Origin of the sequence: Stenotrophomonas sp. 2YAF26 (genome assembly GCF_052114625.1) — a bacterium.
GTDB classification, from domain to species: Bacteria; Pseudomonadota; Gammaproteobacteria; order Xanthomonadales; family Xanthomonadaceae; genus Stenotrophomonas; species Stenotrophomonas indicatrix.
In genome coordinates, this window is sequence record NZ_JBFRFC010000002.1 from 134,105 (window position 1) to 154,413 (window position 20,309).

Genomic DNA, 20,309 nt, shown 5'->3' on the forward strand with positions numbered 1-20,309 from the left:
CCTTTCCGTGGATACCGCCATGAACGACCTTTCCAACGCCGTGCCGATGCAGCGCATCGTCGTGCCGGCCTCGCACGAGAACCTGCACGCTCCGGCCCCGGTCAAGCTCGCCGCGCGTGGACTGGACTTCTACTACGACAAGTTCCACGCCCTGAAGGGCATCAACCTGGAGATCCCGGAAAAGCGCGTGACCGCGCTGATCGGTCCCTCCGGTTGCGGCAAGTCGACCCTGCTGCGCATCTTCAACCGCATCTACGCGCTGTACCCGAAGCTGGAAGCGCGCGGTGAGGTGATCCTCGACGGCGAGAACATCCTGTCGCCGAAGTACCCGATGAACCGCCTGCGCAGCAAGGTCGGCATGGTGTTCCAGAAGCCGGTGCCGTTCCCGATGACCATCTTCGAGAACGTGGCCTACGGCATCCGCCACCACGAGAAGCTGTCCAAGGCGGACATGGCCGACCGTGTCGAGCACGCGCTGCGCCAGGGCGCGTTGTGGGACGAAGTGAAGGACAAGCTCAACCAGAGCGCGCTGGGCCTGTCCGGTGGCCAGCAGCAGCGTCTGTGCATCGCCCGTGCCGTGGCCCTGCGCCCGTCGGTGCTGCTGCTGGACGAGCCGACCTCGGCGCTGGACCCGATTTCCACCAGCCGCATCGAGCAGCTGGTGGAAGAGCTCAAGCACGAGTACACCATCGTGATCGTCACCCACAACATGCAGCAGGCCGCGCGCGTGTCCGATTACACCGCCTTCATGTACCTGGGTGACCTGATCGAGCACGACCGCACCGAAGTGATCTTCTCGCAGCCGTCCAAGCAGCAGACCGAGGATTACATCACCGGCCGGTTCGGCTGATCGGCGCTGACGCTTCGCCACCTGTCCCAGCCAGGCGCGCCTGGCTCTACCTGGATTGCAGAACATGAACCTTCCCAACGACCACATCGTCAAAAGCTACGACGAAGAGCAGCAGCGCCTGGTGGCCGAAATCGTGCGCATGGGCGAGATGGCCGTCGCCCAGCTCGAGGCGTCGATGGACGTCATCGAGAAGCGCGATGAGAACGCCGCCCATCGCATCATCGCCAACGACGAAGCGATCGATTCGCTGGAACAGCAGATCAGCCACGACGTGATGCGCCTGGCGCTGCGTGGCCCGATGGCCCGCGACCTGCGCGAAATCCTCGCCGGCCTGCGCATTCCGGCCGATATCGAGCGCATTGGCGACTACGCGGCCAACGTCGCCAAGCGCTCGATCGCGCTGGGCAAGGTACCTCCGCTGCCGCAGATCCAGGGCCTGCGCGCCCTCGGCCGCCTGGCCGCACAGCAGGTCCGCCGCGCCATCGCCGCCTACCGCGACAACGACGCCGATGCCGCACTGGAACTGCGCGAGGACGACGCCCGCCTGGATGCGCAGTACACCGCGCTGTTCCGCGAGCTGCTGACCTACATGATGGAAGACCCGCGCAACATCACCCCGTGCACCCACCTGCTGTTCATGGCCAAGAACCTGGAGCGCGTGGGCGACCATGCCACCAACATCGCCGAGAACGTGTGGTTCCTGGTGCACGGCGAACAGCCGCTGCCGCCGCGCCAGAAGCGCGACGAGACCTCCAGCGCGGGCGATATCTGATACTGCACTGCAACACCGGATTCGACTCCAGGGTGGCCGCTGTCCTCGTGACAGCGGCCTTTTTGTTGGCGCTGTAATACTTCTCACGAAAATTTGAATTCCCGGCGAGGATTCGTTGAGTAGGATCGCTGCACCATCGCTTCACCACGGGCACCCGCCCACCACCCAGGAGCACGACCGATGAGCACCTCCAACAAGACGCTGTCCCTGCTGACCGCCACCGCCCTGGCCGCAGGCCTCGGCATGACCGCCTCCGCCTCGGCCCTGAGCATGACCGACCTCGCCCAGGGCTACCTGGTGGCCGGCCAGGCGGCCAAGGCCACCGATGCGAAGGCGGCCGATGCGAAGGCGGCCGATGCAAAATCCGCCGACGCGGCCAAGCATGCCGAAGGCAAGTGTGGCGCCGACGGCAAGAGTGCTGAAGGCAAGTGCGGCGGCGACAAGGGCAAGGCAGCGGCCGGTGCGGACACCAAGGCCAAGACCGGCGGTGACAAGAAGTCGGCCGAAGGCAAGTGCGGCGAAGGCAAGTGCGGTGGCAAGCACTGACGTCCGCGCCGGCGTCGTCCACCCGCGGTCGCTGCTTCCTGCGGCGGCCGTGGGCCTGGGCCTGCGCCGTGCCCTGCTGCAGGACCTGCGCGATGCACCGGCCGGCGATTTCGATTTCCTCGAATGCGCGCCGGAGAACTGGATCGGTGTCGGTGGTCCCGCGGGTGACGCGTTGGCCGAACTGGCGGCGCGCCATCCGCTGAGCTGCCACGGCCTGTCGTTGTCGCTGGGCGGCAGTGCCCCCCTGGATACCCAGCTGCTGGCGCAGGTGGGTGCGTTTCTGCACCAGCATCAAGTGCCGCTGTACAGCGAACACCTGAGCTACTGCAGCGACGAGGGCCACCTGTACGACCTGCTGCCGATTCCATTCACCGATGAAGCGGTACGCCACACCGCTGCCCGCATCGCCCGGGTGCAGGACATTCTCGGTCGCCGCATCGCCGTGGAAAACGTGTCGTACTACCTGGCGCCGGACCCGACGATGGACGAACTGGCCTTCACCACTGCCGTGCTGGCCGAGGCCGACTGCGACCTGCTGCTGGACGTCAACAACGTCTACGTCAATGCCTGCAACCATGGCTACGACGCCGATGCCTTCATCGCCGGCCTGCCCGCACAACGCATCGTCTGCCTGCACGTGGCCGGGCACCTGGACGAGGCACCGGACCTGAAGATCGACACCCACGGCAGCCCGGTGATCGACCCGGTGTGGGACCTGCTGGCACGCACCTACGCCCGTATCGGCCCACGCCCTACCCTGCTCGAACGCGACTTCAATTTCCCGCCCTACGCCGAGCTGCGGGGCGAACTGCAGACCATCCACCGCCTGCAGGCCGCGCATGCCGGAGCCGCCCATGGCTGACGCCCCCGAACGCCTGCGTGCGCAGCAGCACGCGTTCACCGCGCACCTGCGCGACCCGGCGCAGGTACCGGCGCCGCCCGGCATGGATCCGCGTCGGGTGGCGGTGTACGAACGCCTGCTGTTCAACAATCTGCTGGGGTTGTTGAGCAATGGCTTCCCGGTCTGCGTGCGCCTGCTGGGCGAACCGGACTGGAGTGCACTGGTGCGCCACTATTTCGCCAGCCACCATTGCCACACCCCGTTGTTCACCGAACTGGCTGCCGAGTTCGTGCAGTGGTTGCAGGTGCAGCCGGAGCTGCCGCATCCGGCACTTGCCGAACTGGCCCACTACGAGTGGGTGGAGACCGCGCTGTACCAGCTGCAGGCCGATCCGCTGCCGGAACCGGGCGACATTGATCCGTTGCGGGTGCCGTTGCGCCGCTCACCGCTGGCCTGGCCGCTGCTGTACCGCTGGCCGGTGCATCAGCTGGGTAGCGAAGATGCACCGTCGCAACCACCGGCAGAGCCCACCGGCCTGCTGGTGCGGCGCGATGCTGATGGCGCGGTGCGATTTGCCACCCTGACCAGCCTCGCAGTGCATCTACTGACCCTGATCGGCGAGTCCCCCGGGGCCACCGGCCAACAACAGCTGCAGCAACTGGCCGCCCTGCACCACCTCGATCCTGGGACATTGGCCGCCCCTGGCGCGCAACTGCTGCAGCAGTTCCTGCGTGCTGGCGTGATCGGTCCGCTCCCCGCTTCACCCTGACGCCCCTTCCAGGAGAAACACCGATGAAGACCCCGACCCTGGCCGCCGCACGCGGCCAGCTGGACCGTTTCGCCCCGTGGTTGGCCCCGCTTGGCCTGCGCCTGCTGCTTGCCTGGGAATTCTTGGAATCCGGGCGCGAGAAGCTGCACGGACAGAACTGGTTCGCCGATCTGCAGGATGCTTTCCCGTTTCCGTTCGACCAGCTGCCCGCTGCGCTGAACTGGCAATTGGCCACCTGGTTCGAACTGGTGGGCGCAGCGTGCCTGCTGTTGGGCTTCGGCACCCGCTTTGCCGCCGCCAGCCTGCTGGTGCTGACAGCTGTGGCAACGTACGCGGTGCACTGGCCCGCCGAATGGAGCTCGCTGGGCGATCTGGCGATGGGCTATGCGATCAGCGATCAGGGCTTTGGCAACTTCAAACTGCCACTGCTGTTCATGGCGATGCTACTGCCGCTGCTGTTCACCGGTGCTGGGCGCCTGAGCGTGGATGCCGTGCTGGCGCGCTGGTATCCGTCGGGCCCCACGGCGCGGCCTGCGCTCCGGTAGATGCCGACCTTGGTCGGCGCGCAGGGTGCCAACCAAGGCTGGCACCTACCGGGATCCCGGGTGCTCAGGGTCGCTCTGCTAGAATCCGTACATGACCGACCCCAGTTCCGCACCTGCCGCCCTCCCTGTTTCCGACGTACCCCAGGCGCAGCGCGCGATGTCACAACGCTTCCGCGGCTTCCTGCCGGTGGTGGTGGATGTTGAAACCGGCGGCTTCGACAGCCAGCGCAATGCGCTGCTGGAAATCGCCGCCGTGCCGATCGAGATGGACGAGAACGGCCTGCTCTACCCTGGCCAGACCGCCAGCGCCCATGTGGTGCCGGCCGAGGGACTGGAGATCGACCCGAAGTCGCTGGAAGTGACCGGCATCATCCTCGACCATCCGTTCCGGCTGGCCAAGGAAGAGAAGGCGGCGTTGGACCACGTCTTCACTCCGGTGCGTGCAGCGATGAAGAAGTACGGCTGCCAGCGCGCGATCCTGGTCGGCCACAACGCGCATTTCGATCTCGGCTTCGTCAACGCAGCCGTCGCCCGTACCGGGCACAAGCGCAACCCGTTCCACCCCTTCAGCGTGTTCGACACGGTCACCTTGGCGGGCATTGCCTATGGCCAGACGGTGCTGGCACGCGCAGCCACGGCGGCCGGGCTGGGCTGGGACGCCAACGAGGCGCACAGCGCGGTGTATGACACCGAGCAGACGGCGCGGTTGTTCTGCACGATCGCCAACGCCTGGCCGCGGTGAAGCAGCCAACGGCGAAGCCCCTCGTGGCGAATCGGCATTGCGGGTGAGGCCGGGCAGGATGGATTCGCGGGGGACGCCGTAAACCCATCCTTGGGGGCTTAGCCGCGCCATCCATGCCGCGGATACCCCCGCGAACCCACCCTGCCCGGCCTTCGACAATTTCCCGGGCGCCACGGAAAGATCAGAAAAGCGGGAGCAACAGCGGGTCGCTGCGCTCGATGGGTGCCGACTGTTGGTACGGCAATGCCGGTCGATCCACGCCATGCGTGGATGCTTTGCAGTGGATCAACCGATGCTCGTGCGATCCCTGCCGTCACTCTTCGCACGGTACAACGCGCGGTCGGCGCGCTGGTACAGCAGTGCCGGGGTGCGGTCGTCACCGTCCAGTTCCACCAGGCCGGCGCTGAAGGTCACCCGCAGGCCCGGGATGCCGGCCCAGTCCGGGTGGTCATGGAACAGGCCACGCAGGCGCGCGCACAGCTGCGCCGCCTCCTCCAACCGTGTGTCATTGAGCAGCAGCGCGAATTCTTCGCCGCCGGTGCGTGCCGGCAGATCCGAATCGCGGCTGGCGGCGGCGATCACCTGGGCCACTTCCACCAGTACCGCATCACCGATGCTGTGGCTGTGCTGGTCGTTGACGTCCTTGAAGTGGTCGATGTCCAGCACCACCAGGCACAGCGGATGGCCGCTGCGCTGGGCGCGGGCGAAGTCGCGGGCCAGCGCCTCGTCGAAGCCGCGACGGTTGGCCAGCCGGGTCAGCGCGTCTTCGCGGGCCTGTCGTTCGAACGCCTCGGCCTGCCGCGCCAGGCGCTCGGCCAGCTCGGTCTTCTCCTGGTTCAGGGCCTGCAGGTGTACGGTCTGCGCCTGCAGGTCGAAGGTCGCCTCGTCCACGCGCCGTGCCAGGCGCAGGTTGCTGGCCTTGTACTGCTGCAGCAGGAAGCGGTACAGCGCCACCAGCGCGGACAGCAGCACCAGCCCCATAAGCGCCTGCACGCTGTGCCGCTGCCACCAGAACGGCTCGACCGTGAAACTCCACACCGCTTCCTGATGGCCCCAGCTGCCACCCGGGTGCGCGGCGGCCACGTGCAGCGTGTAATCGCCCGGCGGCAGGCCGACGAATTCCACGCTGCGCTGCGGGCCACGTTCCACCCAGCCGCTGTCCAGCCCCTCCAGCCGCGTGCGGTAGCGGATGCGGTCGGACATCAGGTAGCTCAGGCCCACGTAGCTCACCGCAAGCCGTCGCCCACCGGGAATCAGGTTGCGCTCGGGGCCTTCCCAGTGCACCGGCGCACCGTCGACCTGTACGTTCTCGATTGCCGCAGGCGGTGCCGGGCGTTCACGGAAACGCTGCAGCCGCTGCGGATCGACCGTGCTCAAGCCACCGGCGGTCACCACCCAGAACGTGCCGTCCTGGCGCAGGATCGCCGAGGGACCGGAGCTGCCGTTGGCCTGCGCATTGGCCATGCCGTCGATTTCGTTGTAACGCTCCACCGTGACCCGCGGTGCGCGTCCGTCGGCCACGGCGTTGAGCGTGGCCATGTCGGTGCGCAGTACTCCGCGGTTGCTGCTGATCCACACATTGCCCAGTCGGTCGGGCACCAACTGGAACACCGCATCCACCGGCATGCCCTGCTCCAGGCCCACCCGTGCCAACGTCCCCGCCTGCCAGCGATACAGCCCACGATCACTGCTGATCCACATCGCATCGCCGATCTGGTGGAAGCCGAACACGCTGCGGCCACCGCCCAGCGGCGCCAGGTCGATCGACTGCACCCGGTCACCGCGCAGCACGCGGACGCCTTCGATGGTGCCGATCCACAGATTTCCCTGGTGATCGTGTTCCAGCGCGGTGGTCAGGCCTCCCGGCATGCCGGGAACCATGGGCACGGTTACCTTGTCACCTTCGATACGGACCACGCCCTTCTGCGTTCCCGCCCAGACCACGCCGTCAGGCGCGATGCTGATCGCACGGATGTTGCCGCCGGGCAGGCCATCGGCCGCCGCGTAGTTGTGGCGAAGCCGTCCATCGGCGTGCAACCGGTAGATGCCGTCGCCGAAGGTGCCCACCCACAGATCGCCGCCGGCATCCTGCGCCAGGCTCAGCACCGAAGGCGCCTTGCCTCCGCGGTTATGCAGCGGTATCGCACGGAATCGACCGTCGGCGGTCTGCAGGTCCAGGCCGCTGGCGCTGCCCACCCACAGATGGCGGTCCCGGTCTTCAAGCACCGTGCGCACGTAGTCGCCGCTGAGGCCGTCGCGTTCGGTGTAGCTGCTGAACAGGGTTTCGCGCAGGCGGTACAGGCCGCCATTGGCACCCACCCAGATGCTGCCCTCGGCGTCTTCGCGCAGGCTGACCACGCGCCCGCCGGGCAGGTTCAGACCCGCCGGCAGGCGCTCCAGGCCATGCGCCGAGATGCGCAGCAGACCCTGGTTCTCGGTGCCCAGCCACAGGTCGCCATGGCGGTCCTGCAGCATGGCGGTCAAGTGCAACTGGCCAGGCAGCCGGTGCACCAGCACCAGGCGATCGTCCTCCTCCCGGTACAGGCGCTCGCCCGCGACGATCCACAGCGCCCCATCGGGCGCGCGATAGGGCCACGACAGGCCCTTGTCCACGCCCCACGCCGCTGGCGCGCGCTGCAGTACGCCGTCATTGTCGCGCAGCACCAGGCCGTCGAGGGTGCCGATCCAGACCCGGTCCTGCGCATCGACCGCCATCTTGGTGAAACTCATCGCCAGCGGCAGGTCCGGCGGCGGGCGCTGGTAGACGATGCCCTTGTCCGGGGTCAGATAGCCGATGCCCTTGCCCTCGTACAACAGCCACAGGCGCCCTTGGCTGTCCATCTGCATGGACTGGATCAGCACCTGCGGCGTATCCGGTTGATGTTCCCAGACCCGCCACTGGCCGTCGCTGCCGCGGTGGCTGACATTGCCGCGCGAATCGCTGATCCACAGACCGCCCTGCGGGTCGACCAGCAGCGCGCCGATGCCGTTGTCGCGCAGCCCCGGCCGGGTGCTGCGGTCGAACACGGTGAAATCCAGGCCGTTGTAGCGCACCAGGCCTTCCCAAGTGGCGAACCACAGGTGGCCTTCCGGGGTCTGCGCGATGTCGCGCAGCGAGTTGTGCGGCAGACCATTGCGCGAGGTCCACACGTCGATGGCGTAGTCGCGCAACGGCGGCGCGCCACTCTGCGCGGCCAGTGGCGTGGCAATCGCCAGCAGCAGCCACAGCATACCCACCCGCAGCAGGCGACCGATGTTCTCCGCGTGGCGCCCCGCCCGGCGCCTGCCCGCCCCCTGCCCGCCCATCAGCGCAGCGGCGGCGGCCAGCTGCGGATGCCGGTGGCGGCAGCAGACGCGAACAGGGACAGCCGCACCGCGCAGGGCGGCATGCCGGCAGGAACAGGCAGGCTCATCGGACGAAGAATGGGGAAGTACGCAGATGATAGGGCAAACCCTGTCACCGGCGTCACCGCGCCCGGGCAGCCCGGCGCAACCGGGCCGGGTCCGGGATCAATGCCGCTACCGCGCCTCGGCGCTGGTCGACCACTGCACCACCGCTTCCAGCCCACCTTCGGGGCGGTTGCGCAACCACAGTCGGCCCCCGTCCTTCTCGGCCAGCGCGCGGGCGATGGTCAGGCCCAGGCCGGCACCGCCGGTCTCGCGCGAACGGGATGTCTCCACGCGCACGAACGGGTCGAACACCGCTTCCAGCTGGTCATCGGCCAGCCCGGGGCCATCATCGGCGATGACCACCGTGATCGTGCCCTCGCCGCGCTCGACACGTACCCGGGCGCGTTGCGCATACATCACCGCGTTGTCCACCAGGTTGGAGAACAAGCGATGCATCGCCAGCGGGCGCAGCATCAGCACCGCGCCGCTGCGGCCTTCAAAGACAACGTCGGCGCCGTCCTCGGCGGTGTCCTCGACGATGCTCTCCAGCAGTGAATCCAGATCCAGCGCGGCACGCTGTTCGGCACTCTCCGCACTCCGGGCCAGTTCCAGCCCCTCGCGTACCAGTGCCTGCATCGCAGCCAGGTCGCCGATCAGGCGCTCGCGCAGCGTCTCGTCGGTCACGTTTTCCAGGCGCAGGCGCAGCCGGGTCAGCGGCGTCTGCAGGTCGTGGGTGATCGCCGCCAGCATCTGCGTACGTTCGGCCAGGTGGCGCTGCAGCCGATGCTGCATGGCATTGAAGGCTTCGGCGGCGCGCTGCACTTCACGCGGCCCGCGCAGCGGCAAGGGTGCCCGCTGCAGGTCATCGCCCAGGTCCTCGGCGGCGGCCGCCAGCTCCTGCAGCGGCGCACTGGCCATGCGTGCAACCACGTAGGCCAGCACGGCAATGGCCAGTACCAGCAGGGTCAGGAACAGCGGGTCCACGGCAAGGATGCCGTTGTGCGCGATCGCCGGCGAATCCAGGGCGAGCTTCAGCAACGTGCCGTCGTTGAGCACCACGTCCACCGCCCGGCACTTGGGCGGGATGAAGGTGGGATCGCGTTCGTGTGGCGGCTTGCGGTGGCCCGGCGGCGGTGGCGGCAGCAGGTCCTGCAGCTTGGGAATGCACGAACGGAACGAGGTGAAGTGCACATGCGCCCGCGACACCGGGCCCGGTCGGTCTTCCAGTACTTCCATCAGCGCCTTGTCGGCCCGCCCGATGCGCGCGCCGGGCTGCAGTGCCCGCACGCTGGGGCCACCGATCTCCAGCAGCCTCTCGCGCAGCTCCGGGTTGCCGTCGAGCAGGTTGATGTAGCCCTGCAGGCGGTCGGCGATGCGGTTCAGGTTCTGCCGCTCGAATTCCTGCTGCCGCTTGGAACTGGCCAGCATGGTCGCGCCGATCGCGGCCACGCTCATGCCCAGCAGCAGGATCACGAACAGCCGTCCGACCATCGAGGACAGGAAGTGGCGCAGGCGCTTCATCGCGGCTTATTCCAAGTTGACGGCCGAGGCCAGCACGTAGCCTTCGTTGCGCACGGTCTTGATCAGGCCGTCGGGGCCACCATCGTCGGCCAGCTTGTTGCGCAGCCGGCTGACCTGCAGGTCGATCGCCCGGTCCTGCGCTTCATAGTTGCGGCCGCTGCTGAGGGCCACCAGCTGCTCGCGCGAGAGCACCTTGTTGGCATGGGCGATGAACACCCGCAGCAGGCGGAACTCGGCGCCGGACAGCACCACCACGCGCCCGTCAGGGTCGACCAGGTGGCGATGCTCCAGGTCGAAGATCCAGCGCGAGAAACGCGCACGGCGCACCGCCAGCGGTTCCAGGTTGGCCGGCAGCGCTTCGGTACGGCGCAGCACGTTGCGGATGCGTGCCAGCAGTTCGCGCGGTTCGAACGGCTTGGCCAGGTAGTCGTCTGCACCCATTTCCAGGCCGAGCACACGGTCGATCGGCTCGGCGCGCGCGGTGAGCATGATCACCGGCGTGTTCGAGCGCGCGCGAAGGTCGCGGCACAGGGTCAGGCCATCTTCGCGTGGCAGGTTGAGGTCGAGCACGATCAGGTCCACGTGCTCGCGTTCCAGCAGCTGGCGCATGCTGGTGCCATCGGCGGCGGTGCTGACCTGGTAGCCAGCGCGGCCGAGCTGCTCGGCCAGCAGGGTGCGGATATCGTTGTCGTCATCGACGATCAGCAAACGGTGCATCGGGTTTTCAGTCTCCATGTCGCGAATCATCCCGTGTCGGCAGCTGAACCGCATCCAGGCCAATACGTACCACTGTATCCCCCGCAATGCGGGATACCTGCTGATACGCAGTCTCGGCGACAGTGTTACATAGAGACACACCCCGAGGATTGAGCGCAGCATCGCTCGATCTTCACAATGCCCACCAACGCCGCCGCTGCGGCCCCCAGAGTGAAGCCGCCACGTGATCTCCCGCCTGTTGCCCGCGACCCGCAAGGGTCGCCTGATGTTGGTCGCCCTGATTGTCCTGATCGCCGCTGTATCCGCCTGGTGGCTGCTGCGCAAGCCTGCCGCACCGGCGCTGGCGACCACCCCGGTCAGCCGCGGCGACATCGAGCAGACGGTGGAAGCCACCGGCGTGATCGACGCCTACAAGCTGGTCAGCGTCGGTGCGCAGGCCTCCGGCCAGATCAAGTCGCTGAAGGTGCAGCTGGGCGATACGGTGAAGGAAGGCGACCTGATCGCCGAGATCGACGCCACCACCCAGCAGAACCAGGTGCTCAACGCGCAGGCCTCGCTGGACCAGGTGACTGCGCAGCGCGCAGTGCAGCAGGCCACCCTGCGCCAGGCCGAACTGGAGTTCGCACGCCAGCAGCAGATGCTGGCTGCCGAAGCCACCTCGCGCCAGGAATACGACGCCGCCGAGGCCCAGCTGAAGACCGCGCGTGCGCAGCTGCAGTCCTACGAGGCGCAGATCAAGGGCCGCGAAACCGAGCTGGGCACTGCCCGTGCCAACCTGGCCTATACCCGCATCGTCGCGCCGATGGACGGCACCGTGGTGGCGGTGGTGGCCGAGGAAGGCCGCACGGTGAACGCCAACCAGACCGCGCCGACCATCGTGATGCTGGCACGGCTGGACGTGGTGACCGTCAATGCCGAGGTGTCCGAGGCCGACGTGGTCAAGATCAAGGCCGGCATGCCGGTGTACTTCACCACGCTGGGCGACCCGGACCGCAAGTACCACGCCACGCTGCGGCAGATCAATCCGGCACCGGCATCGATCGCCAACGAAAGCTCGTCCAGTTCCAGCAGCTCGTCCAGTTCCAGCTCCAGCAGCGCGGTCTACTACAACGCGTTGTTCGACGTCGAAAACCCCGATGGCACCCTGCGCATCGACATGACCGCACAGGTATCGGTGCTGCTCAAGCAGGCCAAGGGCGTGCTGATGGTGCCGGCCGTGGCACTGGGACCGAAGTCGCGCGATGGCGAGCGCATCGTGCGGGTGGTCGATGACAAGGGCCAACCGCAGCCGCGCAAGATCAAGGTCGGCATCAACAACGGCGCCAACGTCGAGGTCCTGTCCGGCCTGAAGGAAGGCGAGCGCGTGGTGGTCGGCGAAGGCGGCGCTGCGGCAGCCGCGGGCGGCGGCAACCGTGGCGGCATGCAGATGCGGGTCGGCGGCCCGGGCATGGGGCGCCGATGAGCATGACGGCGCCACTGCTGCGCCTGCGCGACCTGCGACGCGAATTCCCTGCCGGCGAGGATGTCATCGCCGTGCTGCGCGACGTCAACCTGGACATCCATGCCGGCGAGATGGTGGCGATCGTCGGCCAGTCCGGTTCGGGCAAGTCCACGTTGATGAACATCCTGGGCTGCCTGGACCGCCCTACCCGTGGCAGCTACCAGGTGGCGGGCCGCGAGACCGGAAAAATGGCGCCTGACGAGCTGGCCGAGCTGCGCCGCGAGCACTTCGGTTTCATCTTCCAGCGCTACCACCTGCTGGGCGATCTCGACGCACGCGGCAATGTGGCCGTGCCGGCGGTCTATGCCGGCAGCCCCGGCCCGGTGCGCACCGCGCGTGCCGAGCAGCTGCTGCAGCGGCTGGGCCTGGCCGACCGCATGCACCACAAACCCGGGCAGCTGTCCGGTGGCCAGCAGCAGCGCGTGTCGATCGCGCGCGCGTTGATGAACGGTGGCGAGGTGATCCTGGCCGACGAACCGACCGGCGCCCTGGACACGAAATCCGGCGAAGAGGTGATGGCCATCCTCGGCGAACTGCATGCCGAAGGCCACACCATCATCATCGTCACCCACGACATGAGCGTGGCCGAGCACGCACAGCGCATCATCGAGATCCGCGACGGCGAGATCATCGCCGACCGTGCCAATCCGGCCGCGCCCAGCTACCGTGCGCAACGCGAGCCGAGCGCTGGCGTGGCCCATGGCAGCAGCTGGCAGGCCGCCCGCGACCGCTTCACCGAAGCGTTCCGGATGGCCCTGCTGGCGATGAACGCCCATCGCCTGCGCACCTTCCTGACCATGCTCGGCATCATCATCGGCATCGCTTCGGTGGTCTCGGTGGTGGCACTGGGCAACGGTTCGCAGCAGCAGATCCTGCAGAACATCAGCGCGCTGGGTACCAACACCATCGACGTCTACCCCGGTCGCGGCTTCGGCGACATGCGTTCGGCGCGGGTGCAGACCCTCAAGGCCAGCGATGCCGATGCCCTGTCGCGGCAGAGCTACGTCGACAGCGCCACCCCCAGCGTGTCCAGTTCGGTCACCGCGCGCTACCGCAACCAGTCGGCCACCGCGCAGATCAGCGGCGTCGGCGAGCAGTACTTCCGGGTGAAGGGCGTGAGCCTGCTCAGCGGCAGCTTCTTCGACACCGACGCGGTGAAAGGGCTGGGCCAGGTGGCGGTGATCGATGAGAACACCCGGACCCAGTTCTTCCCCGACAGCGACCCGATCGGCCAGGTGATCCTGCTTGGCAACGTGCCGGTGCGCGTGGTCGGCGTGGCCAAGAAGCAGAGCTTCGGTTTCGGCGGCAGCACCAGCCTGAGCGTGTTCGTGCCCTACACCACGGTGATGTCGCGCATGCTCGGGCAGAGCCACGTTTCCAGCATCACCGTGCGGGTGAACGATGAAACGCCGATGGATGCGGCACAGGAAGCGATCACCCGGCTGCTGACCATGCGCCACGGCACCGAGGACTTTTTCCTCAGCAACAGCGCCGAGATCCGCGACACCATCGAACAGACCACGCGCACGATGACCCTGCTGATCGGCGCCATTGCCGCCATCGCGCTGCTGGTCGGTGGCATCGGCGTGATGAACATCATGCTGGTCTCGGTGACCGAGCGCACCCGCGAGATCGGCGTGCGCATGGCGGTGGGGGCGCGGCAGAGCGACATCCGCCAGCAGTTCCTGATCGAAGCGGTGCTGGTATGCCTGCTCGGCGGATTGCTCGGCATCGGCCTGGCACTGCTGATGGGCGTGTTGATCGGCCGGTTCGCCAGTGATTTCCAGGTGCTGTTCTCCACCGCTTCCATCATTGCCGCCTTCGCCTGCTCGACCCTGATCGGCGTGGCGTTCGGCTTCCTGCCGGCACGCAGTGCCGCCCAGCTCGACCCGGTGGAGGCCCTGGCCCGCGAATGAAGATGATGACCCGATTGCCCTTCCCCGCTCCCTCGCGCCTGCTGCTGTCCGGCGCCGTGCTGCTTGCACTCTCCGCCTGCGCTTCCGTAGGCCGCTATCCGGTCGAAGACCCCAGCGTTGCCGCCACCTATGGTCGTGGCGATGCGACCCTCAACGCGCCGGCCGACGACCCGCGCAGCGGCCTGGATACCCCGGCCCGTGACGTCCGCCAGGACAACTGGTGGACCGGCTTCGGCGACGAGCGCCTCGACCGCCTCGTCGCGCAGGCGCTTGCCGCCAACAGCGACCTCGGTGCGGCCGGCTTGGCGGTGCAACGTGCACGCCTGCAGGCCGGGCTGGCCAGCAACGCGCTGTGGCCGCAGCCTTCGTCGTCCGGCGTGAGCGGAAGCGGCAGCCGCGCCACCGACCAGGCCGACGACTGGCGCCGCAGCTATTCCACCGGCGTGTCGCTGGGGTGGGAGATCGATCTGTGGGGCCGCCTGCGCACCCAGCGCGACATCGCCCGCTGGGAGGCCAACGCCAGCGAAGAAGACCGGCAGAACACCGCCCTGCTGGTGATCGGCGATGTCATCAACCAGTACTGGGCACTGGCCTACCTCAACCAGTCCATCGCCACCGGCCAAGCCAACCTTGAGCGGCTGCAGCGCACGCACGAACTGGTGCAGGCGCGCTTCGATGCCGGTGCGGTTTCGCGCCTGGAAGTACGCCAGGCACTGCAGAACCTGCAGTCGCAGCGTTCGGCGCAGAGCGCGCTGGAACAACAGCGGGTGGAAGTGCGCAACGCGCTGACCGTGCTGCTGGATGGCACGCCGTGGCCACAGCAGGACGAACCGCAGAACCTGCTGGAGGCGCAGAGCCCGAGCATTGCCGAAGGCCTGCCCGCCGACCTGCTCGGCCGGCGGCCCGACCTGCGCGCGGCCGAACTGCGGCTGCGCAACAGCCTGAAGACGATCCGGGTAACCGCCACCCAGTACTACCCGGCACTGAGTCTTACCGGCAGCCTGGGTTCCAGCGCCACCTCGCTGGGCGATGTGCTGCGCAATCCGGTGGCGACGCTGGGAGCCGGGCTGTCGCTGCCCTTCCTCAACCTGCAGCGCGCGCAGCTGGATACGGACGTGGCCGGCACCAACTACCAGATCGCCGCCACCAACTTCCGCAAGACGCTGTACACCGCGCTGTCGGAGGTGGACAACGCCTTGTCCGCACGCGAGCAGCTGCTGCGCCAGGTGACCGCATCGCAAGCGTCCTACGATGAAGCGGTGGAAGTGGAGCGCGCGCAGGAAGTGCGCTATCACGTGGGCGCCACCGATCTGCGCACCTGGCTGGAAGCCCAGCAGACCCGGCGCGACGCGGAACTGTCACTGGCACGGGTGCGGCAGAGCCAGTTGAACAACGACGTGACGCTGTTCAAGGCACTGGGAGGCAGTGCGGGGTAAGCGCGATGCGGGGCTGCGCCCCGCACCCGCAGAGGCAACGACAACAGCGCGGTTTCTGCAGGATCGCCGGGGTGCCGTGGATGTGCGGGGACGCCGTGAACCCATCCCTGGGGGCTTGGTCGCCGCATCCATGCGGCTCACACCCCGCACACCCACGGCACCCCGGCTCATACAGTTCCGCGAGAGCTGATAGTAGATCCACGCCATGCGTGGATTGGGGTCCGGCAGAAAATAGGGTCAGATCCCTTTCCCAAGGGAAAGGAATCTGACCCGGATCACGCTGCGGCGATGCCGATCAACCGCGCTGGCGCACGACCTCGAACAGGCTGACGCCGGCCGCGACCGAGACGTTCAGGCTCTCGATCTCGCCCGGCATCGGAATCTTGACCAGGCCATCGCAGTTTTCGCGGGTCAGGCGGCGCAGGCCGTCGGCTTCGCCGCCCAGCACCAGGGCGATGTTGCCCTTCAGGTCCAGCTGGTAAAGCGACGCAGTGGCCTCACCGGCCAGGCCGTAGATCCACACGCCCTGCTTCTGCAGGTCCTTCAGGCAGCGCGACAGGTTGGTCACCGCCACCACCGGGATGCGGTCGGCAGCGCCGGCCGAGGTCTTGCGCACGGTGGCATTGACCGTGGCCGACTTGTCCTTGGGAATGATGACGGCGGTGGCGCCGGCAGCGGCAGCCGAGCGCAGGCAGGCGCCGAGGTTGTGCGGGTCCTGCACCTCGTCCAGCACCAGCAGCAGGGCCTTGCCTTCCGCAGCGGTTACCAGGCCTTCCAGCTCGTTCTCGTTGTAGGTGCGGGCGGCGGCATAGCGTGCAGCCACGCCCTGGTGGCGCACCGAACCGCCCACGCCGTCCAGCGCCTGGCTGTTGACCTTGCGCACGTCGATGCCCTTGCGGCGGGCGTTTTCCTCGATTTCGACCAGGCGCGGGTTCTTCGCACCGGCCTCGACCAGCACTTCGCGGACGTTCTCGGCGTCGTTCTCGATGGAGGAGGCGACGGCGTTGACGCCGACGATCCACTGGCTGTTCTTGCTCATGCGGGCAGGACCGGAAAGGGGGTGGCTATGGTAGAGCATCAGGGGCGGCCGCGCTTCGCGCTCGCCGGGCATGGCCCGGCGCTACCCGCCGTTCACCCTTCGGCCGAACGGCTGCGCGGCGGCCAGTGCGGGGTGTCGTGGTCGGGATGCTGATGGGAAACGACCGTGGCCAGGAATTCCAGCGCGGCCATGTCCTGTTCCGTACGGCGTGCCGGCAGCCGGCCAAGCCCATCGACGAAGGGCAGCTTGCGCTCGACGCCGTACTGAAGGGTCGGCGGCAGGCGTTCAGGCTGGTCGAAGGCACCGGCGGCCACCGCCACGCCATCGGGGGCTTCATAGGTCAACGGCGTGCCACAGTCGGCGCAGAAGCCGCGCCGCACTACGTTGGAGGACTGGAAATAGCGCGGTTGGCCACGGGTCCAGCTGAACTGCACACCGCGCACCGACACCAGCGGCGCGTAATACGCGCCGAAGGCCTTCTGGCACATCCGGCAATGGCAGATCGAGCTGTCGGTCAGCTCGCCCCGCGCCTGGAAGCGGATCGCGCCGCACTGGCAGCCGCCGCTGTATTCGGGTTGGCCCTGCATTGCTGCTTTCCTCCGGAACATCGTGTCGACCAAGGTCGACACCTACCGATGGGGAGCGTGTCGAGCAAGCTCGACACCTACCGATGGGAACGTGCCGCCCGGGACCGGCGCCTACCGGGATGGGCGGCGCCGGCGTGGTGGGTGCCGACCGTTGGTCGGCACAGCTTTCAATACTTCTTCTTCGCGCGCTTGGCCGGCTTGCCGCGCTCGGGCAGCGGGGCCGCGCCTGCTTCCTCTTCCTCGCCCTTGTGCTCGACCAGGCGGAAGTCGATCTTGCGCTCTTCCATGCTGGCCTTCAGCACCAGGATGCGCACCTGGTCACCCAGGCGGTAACTGCTGCCACGGCGCTCACCGGTCAATGTCTTGCGGGTCGCGTCGAACTTGTAATAGTCCTGCGGCAGCTGGGTCACATGCACCAGGCCCTGTACCTTCGAGTCGGCCAACTCCACGAACAGGCCGAAACTGGTCACGCCGCTGATCACGCCGTCGAACTGGCCACCCACGTGCTTTTCCATCCACGCGGCGCGGTAACGCTCATCCACCTCGCGCTCGGCCTCATCGGCACGACGCTCACGCTCGGAACACTGCAGTGCCAGTGCGGCCATCTCGCGGGCGTTGTAGGTGAACTTCTCCAGCGGCTTGCCCGACAGCGCATGCTTGATCGCACGATGCACCAGCAGATCCGGGTAACGACGGATCGGCGAGGTGAAGTGCGCGTATGCCTCCAGCGCCAGGCCGAAGTGGCCGTTGTTGTCCGGGCTGTACACGGCCAGGCTCTGGCTGCGCAGCAGCACCGATTCCAGCAGCGTGGCATCGGGACGGTCGCGGATCTTCTTCAGCAGCTTGGTGTAATCGCCCGGGCGCACCTTCGACCACGGCGGCAGGCTCAGCTTGAACTCCTTGAGGAATTCCAGCAGATCGGCGTACTTGGTCTCCGGCGGCTTCTCATGCACGCGGTAAGGCGCCGGCACATGGCGCGACAACAGGTACTTTGCCGCCTCCACGTTGGCCGCGATCATGCATTCCTCGATCAGCTTGTGCGCATCGTTGCGCACCAGCATGCCGGCCTGGGTGACTTCGCCCCGGTTGTCGAGCACGAAGCGGACTTCGCTGCTTTCAAATTCGATCGCGCCACGCTTGGTGCGCGCCTTGGACAGCACCTTGTACAGCTGGTGCAGGCGCTGCACCTGCGGCAACAGATCGCCGATGAAGGCCTTGGCACCGGCGTCATCCTCGCCCACTGCCTGCCACACTTGGGTGTAGGTCAGGCGCGCGTGCGAATTCATCACCGCTTCGTAGAAGCGCGAGCCGGTGACCTGGCCCTCGCGGTCGATCTGCATGTCGCAGACGAAGCACATGCGGTCGACCTTCGGCATCAGCGAACAGATACCGTTGGACAACGTCTCCGGCAGCATCGGTACCACGAAGCCCGGGAAGTACACCGAGGTGGCGCGCTTCTGTGCTTCATCGTCCAGCGGCGTGCCGGGACGGACATAGTTGGAGACATCGGCAATGGCCACCACCAGGCGGAAGCCATCGGCGTTCGGCTCGCAGTACACCGCGTCGTCGAAGTCCTTGGCGTCCTCGCCATCGATGGTGACCAGCGGCGTGCTGCGCATGTCGACGCGGTCACCGATCATCGCCGGCTCGACCACCAGCGGCACCGAGGCGGCTTCGTCCAGCACCTCCTGCGGGAACTCGAACGGCAGTTCGTGGCCGTGAATCGCGGTCTCCACCACCAGCGATGCGGTCAGCTTGTCGCCGAGCACGGCGATGATGCGGCCGATCGGCGGACGGCGGCTGTCCGGTGCCTGGGTCAACTCGCAGACGACCAGCTGGCCATCGCGCGCACCGCCGATCTGATCCGGTGGCACCTGCACGTTGCGCTGGATGCGCTTGTCATCAGGCACCACGTAGTTGATGCCCATCTCGACGCTGAAGCGGCCGATCAGGCGGGTCATGCCGCGCTCGAGCACGCGGGCAATGCTGCCTTCGCGACGGCCGCGATGATCGATGCCCGTAACACGCGCCAACACCTTGTCGCCGTGCATCACCTTGCGCATTTCATACGGCGGCAGGAACAGATCGTCGCCGCCCTCGACTGGGCGCAGGAAGCCGAACCCTTCCGGATTGGCGATCACCACGCCGGTGACCAGGTTCAACGTCTGGATGGGCGCGAAGCCGCCGCGTCGGTTCTGCACCAGCTGGCCATCGCGGACCATGGCGCCGAGACGGCGCGACAGCGCTTCGGCACGGTCCGGTGCGGTCAGGCCCAGGCGCGCGCCGAGTTCCTCAGCCGTCTGCGGCCCTTCGCAGCGTTCCAGCAGGGCCAGGATGGCCTCGCGGCTGGCGATGGGTTGTTCGTACTTTTCCGCTTCGCGGGACGCATAGGGATCGTCGATCACCTTGCCCGTCGGCGGCAGCTTGCGGCCCGGCGCCGGACTTGGCGGCTCGGCGTTGCGGCGGCCACGTCCTGGAGGCGGTGCACCGCCTTCGGCCAGTGCGGGGAGCCAGCCCGGCAACGGCTTGCCCGGCTTGTTGTTGCGGGCAGTGCCCTGCTTGGTGCCCTTGTTGGGGGCTTCACTGCGGGACTTGCTCCCGCCCTTGCTTGGTTTTTTGGTAGTCATCGCCCTCCATGGTAGCCGCTGTGGGCGTGCAGAACGGGTCAGCAAACACGTTGAAGAACCCCCATTAAGAATTTTCAGGAAATCGTTGACAGGCCCCGGGTTCATCTTCACAATTGCGCCTCTGGAACGCCCAGATGGCGGAATTGGTAGACGCACTAGTTTCAGGTACTAGCGGGTAAAACCGTGGAGGTTCGAGTCCTCTTCTGGGCACCAACGAAAAAACTCCTCGCTTCGGCGGGGATTTTTTTTGCCTGTAATCCGGCTGCCGCACCCATCCACGCATGGCGTGGATCTACTGAGCGCGTTGGACGCAGGAATTTCAGAAGGGTGTTGACACCTCCGTCACGGCACCCCATAATTCTCCTCCTCGACGCCCAGGTGGCGGAATTGGTAGACGCACTAGCTTCAGGTGCTAGCGGGGGCAACTTCGTGGAGGTTCGAGTCCTCTCCTGGGCACCATGTCGAGAATGAAAAACACCCGCGAAAGCGGGTTTTTTCTTGTCTGGCGTC

16 protein-coding genes and 2 tRNA genes are annotated in these 20,309 nt (G+C 67.2%); 12 read left to right on the plus strand and 6 right to left on the minus strand.

Features of this window, described 5'->3' with window-relative positions; translation table 11 throughout:
- Positions 1-19 precede the first annotated feature (19 nt).
- The 7 genes from pstB (at position 20) to rnt (ending at position 5,065) form a co-directional block, all read left to right on the plus strand.
- Positions 20-850, plus strand: a complete 831-nt coding sequence (pstB, locus tag AB4Y98_RS02980) for a phosphate ABC transporter ATP-binding protein PstB (RefSeq protein WP_025875381.1) — start codon at positions 20-22, stop codon at positions 848-850.
- A 64-nt stretch (positions 851-914) separates the two neighbouring features.
- A complete protein-coding gene (phoU, locus tag AB4Y98_RS02985; protein WP_025875384.1) occupies positions 915-1,622 on the plus strand; it encodes a phosphate signaling complex protein PhoU in 708 nt (235 codons plus the stop codon).
- A gap of 180 nt (positions 1,623-1,802) precedes the next feature.
- The gene (locus tag AB4Y98_RS02990; protein ID WP_442243736.1) at positions 1,803-2,168 is read left to right on the plus strand and encodes an HvfA family oxazolone/thioamide-modified RiPP metallophore; all 366 of its coding nucleotides are present in this window, start codon (positions 1,803-1,805) and stop codon (positions 2,166-2,168) included.
- A complete protein-coding gene (locus AB4Y98_RS02995; RefSeq protein ID WP_442243737.1) occupies positions 2,155-3,030 on the plus strand; it encodes an HvfB family MNIO-type RiPP peptide maturase in 876 nt (291 codons plus the stop codon). The genes AB4Y98_RS02990 and AB4Y98_RS02995 overlap by 14 nt, the downstream gene beginning before the upstream one ends.
- Positions 3,023-3,778 (plus strand): HvfC family RiPP maturation protein, encoded by a 756-nt coding sequence (locus tag AB4Y98_RS03000; RefSeq protein WP_442243738.1) that lies wholly within the window; start codon positions 3,023-3,025, stop codon positions 3,776-3,778. Before AB4Y98_RS02995 ends, AB4Y98_RS03000 begins: the two co-directional genes overlap by 8 nt.
- 23 nt (positions 3,779-3,801) lie before the next feature.
- Positions 3,802-4,323, plus strand: a complete 522-nt coding sequence (locus AB4Y98_RS03005) for an HvfX family Cu-binding RiPP maturation protein (protein WP_442243739.1) — start codon at positions 3,802-3,804, stop codon at positions 4,321-4,323.
- Positions 4,324-4,480: 157 nt separating this feature from the next.
- Complete coding sequence (gene rnt, locus AB4Y98_RS03010) at positions 4,481-5,065, plus strand: ribonuclease T (protein ID WP_032951815.1); 585 nt, start codon at positions 4,481-4,483, stop codon at positions 5,063-5,065.
- Between the two features lie 285 nt (positions 5,066-5,350).
- Here the strand turns inward: rnt and AB4Y98_RS03015 are convergent, their stop codons facing one another.
- From AB4Y98_RS03015 to AB4Y98_RS03025, 3 genes are all read right to left on the minus strand, one after another.
- Positions 5,351-8,371, minus strand: a complete 3,021-nt coding sequence (locus AB4Y98_RS03015; RefSeq protein WP_442243740.1) for a two-component regulator propeller domain-containing protein — start codon at positions 8,369-8,371, stop codon at positions 5,351-5,353.
- A gap of 213 nt (positions 8,372-8,584) precedes the next feature.
- Complete coding sequence (locus AB4Y98_RS03020; protein WP_312112124.1) at positions 8,585-9,976, minus strand: ATP-binding protein; 1,392 nt, start codon at positions 9,974-9,976, stop codon at positions 8,585-8,587.
- Between the two features lie 6 nt (positions 9,977-9,982).
- Positions 9,983-10,711 carry a response regulator gene (locus tag AB4Y98_RS03025; protein WP_025875399.1) on the minus strand — a complete coding sequence of 243 codons (729 nt, stop codon included), beginning with the start codon at positions 10,709-10,711 and terminating at the stop codon, positions 9,983-9,985.
- 205 nt (positions 10,712-10,916) lie between these two features.
- Here AB4Y98_RS03025 and AB4Y98_RS03030 point away from each other — a divergent pair, with 205 nt between their 5' ends.
- Genes AB4Y98_RS03030 through AB4Y98_RS03040 form a run of 3 tightly spaced genes read left to right on the plus strand, consistent with a single transcriptional unit; the run spans position 10,917 to position 15,546 of the window.
- Positions 10,917-12,155: an efflux RND transporter periplasmic adaptor subunit gene (locus tag AB4Y98_RS03030; RefSeq protein ID WP_442243741.1), complete on the plus strand. Its 1,239-nt coding sequence runs from the start codon at positions 10,917-10,919 to the stop codon at positions 12,153-12,155.
- Positions 12,152-14,110, plus strand: coding sequence for a MacB family efflux pump subunit (locus AB4Y98_RS03035; protein ID WP_032975817.1), 1,959 nt, complete (start codon positions 12,152-12,154; stop codon positions 14,108-14,110). The genes AB4Y98_RS03030 and AB4Y98_RS03035 overlap by 4 nt, the downstream gene beginning before the upstream one ends.
- A complete protein-coding gene (locus tag AB4Y98_RS03040; protein WP_442243742.1) occupies positions 14,107-15,546 on the plus strand; it encodes an efflux transporter outer membrane subunit in 1,440 nt (479 codons plus the stop codon). The genes AB4Y98_RS03035 and AB4Y98_RS03040 overlap by 4 nt, the downstream gene beginning before the upstream one ends.
- Before the next feature lie 295 nt (positions 15,547-15,841).
- Here AB4Y98_RS03040 and rlmB read toward each other — a convergent pair whose 3' ends face one another.
- The 3 genes from rlmB to rnr all read right to left on the minus strand — a co-directional run bounded on the left by rlmB (position 15,842) and on the right by rnr (position 19,799).
- Complete coding sequence (rlmB, locus tag AB4Y98_RS03045; protein WP_223494668.1) at positions 15,842-16,585, minus strand: 23S rRNA (guanosine(2251)-2'-O)-methyltransferase RlmB; 744 nt, start codon at positions 16,583-16,585, stop codon at positions 15,842-15,844.
- Positions 16,586-16,677: 92 nt separating this feature from the next.
- Positions 16,678-17,172: a GFA family protein gene (locus tag AB4Y98_RS03050; RefSeq protein ID WP_093817773.1), complete on the minus strand. Its 495-nt coding sequence runs from the start codon at positions 17,170-17,172 to the stop codon at positions 16,678-16,680.
- Between the two features lie 167 nt (positions 17,173-17,339).
- Positions 17,340-19,799, minus strand: a complete 2,460-nt coding sequence (rnr, locus tag AB4Y98_RS03055) for a ribonuclease R (RefSeq protein WP_442243743.1) — start codon at positions 19,797-19,799, stop codon at positions 17,340-17,342.
- 128 nt (positions 19,800-19,927) lie between these two features.
- Between rnr and AB4Y98_RS03060 the strand changes: the two genes are divergently transcribed.
- Positions 19,928-20,012 (plus strand) — tRNA-Leu (locus AB4Y98_RS03060).
- A 159-nt stretch (positions 20,013-20,171) separates the two neighbouring features.
- A tRNA-Leu gene (locus tag AB4Y98_RS03065) sits at positions 20,172-20,258 on the plus strand.
- The last annotated feature ends 51 nt before the right edge of the window (positions 20,259-20,309 follow it).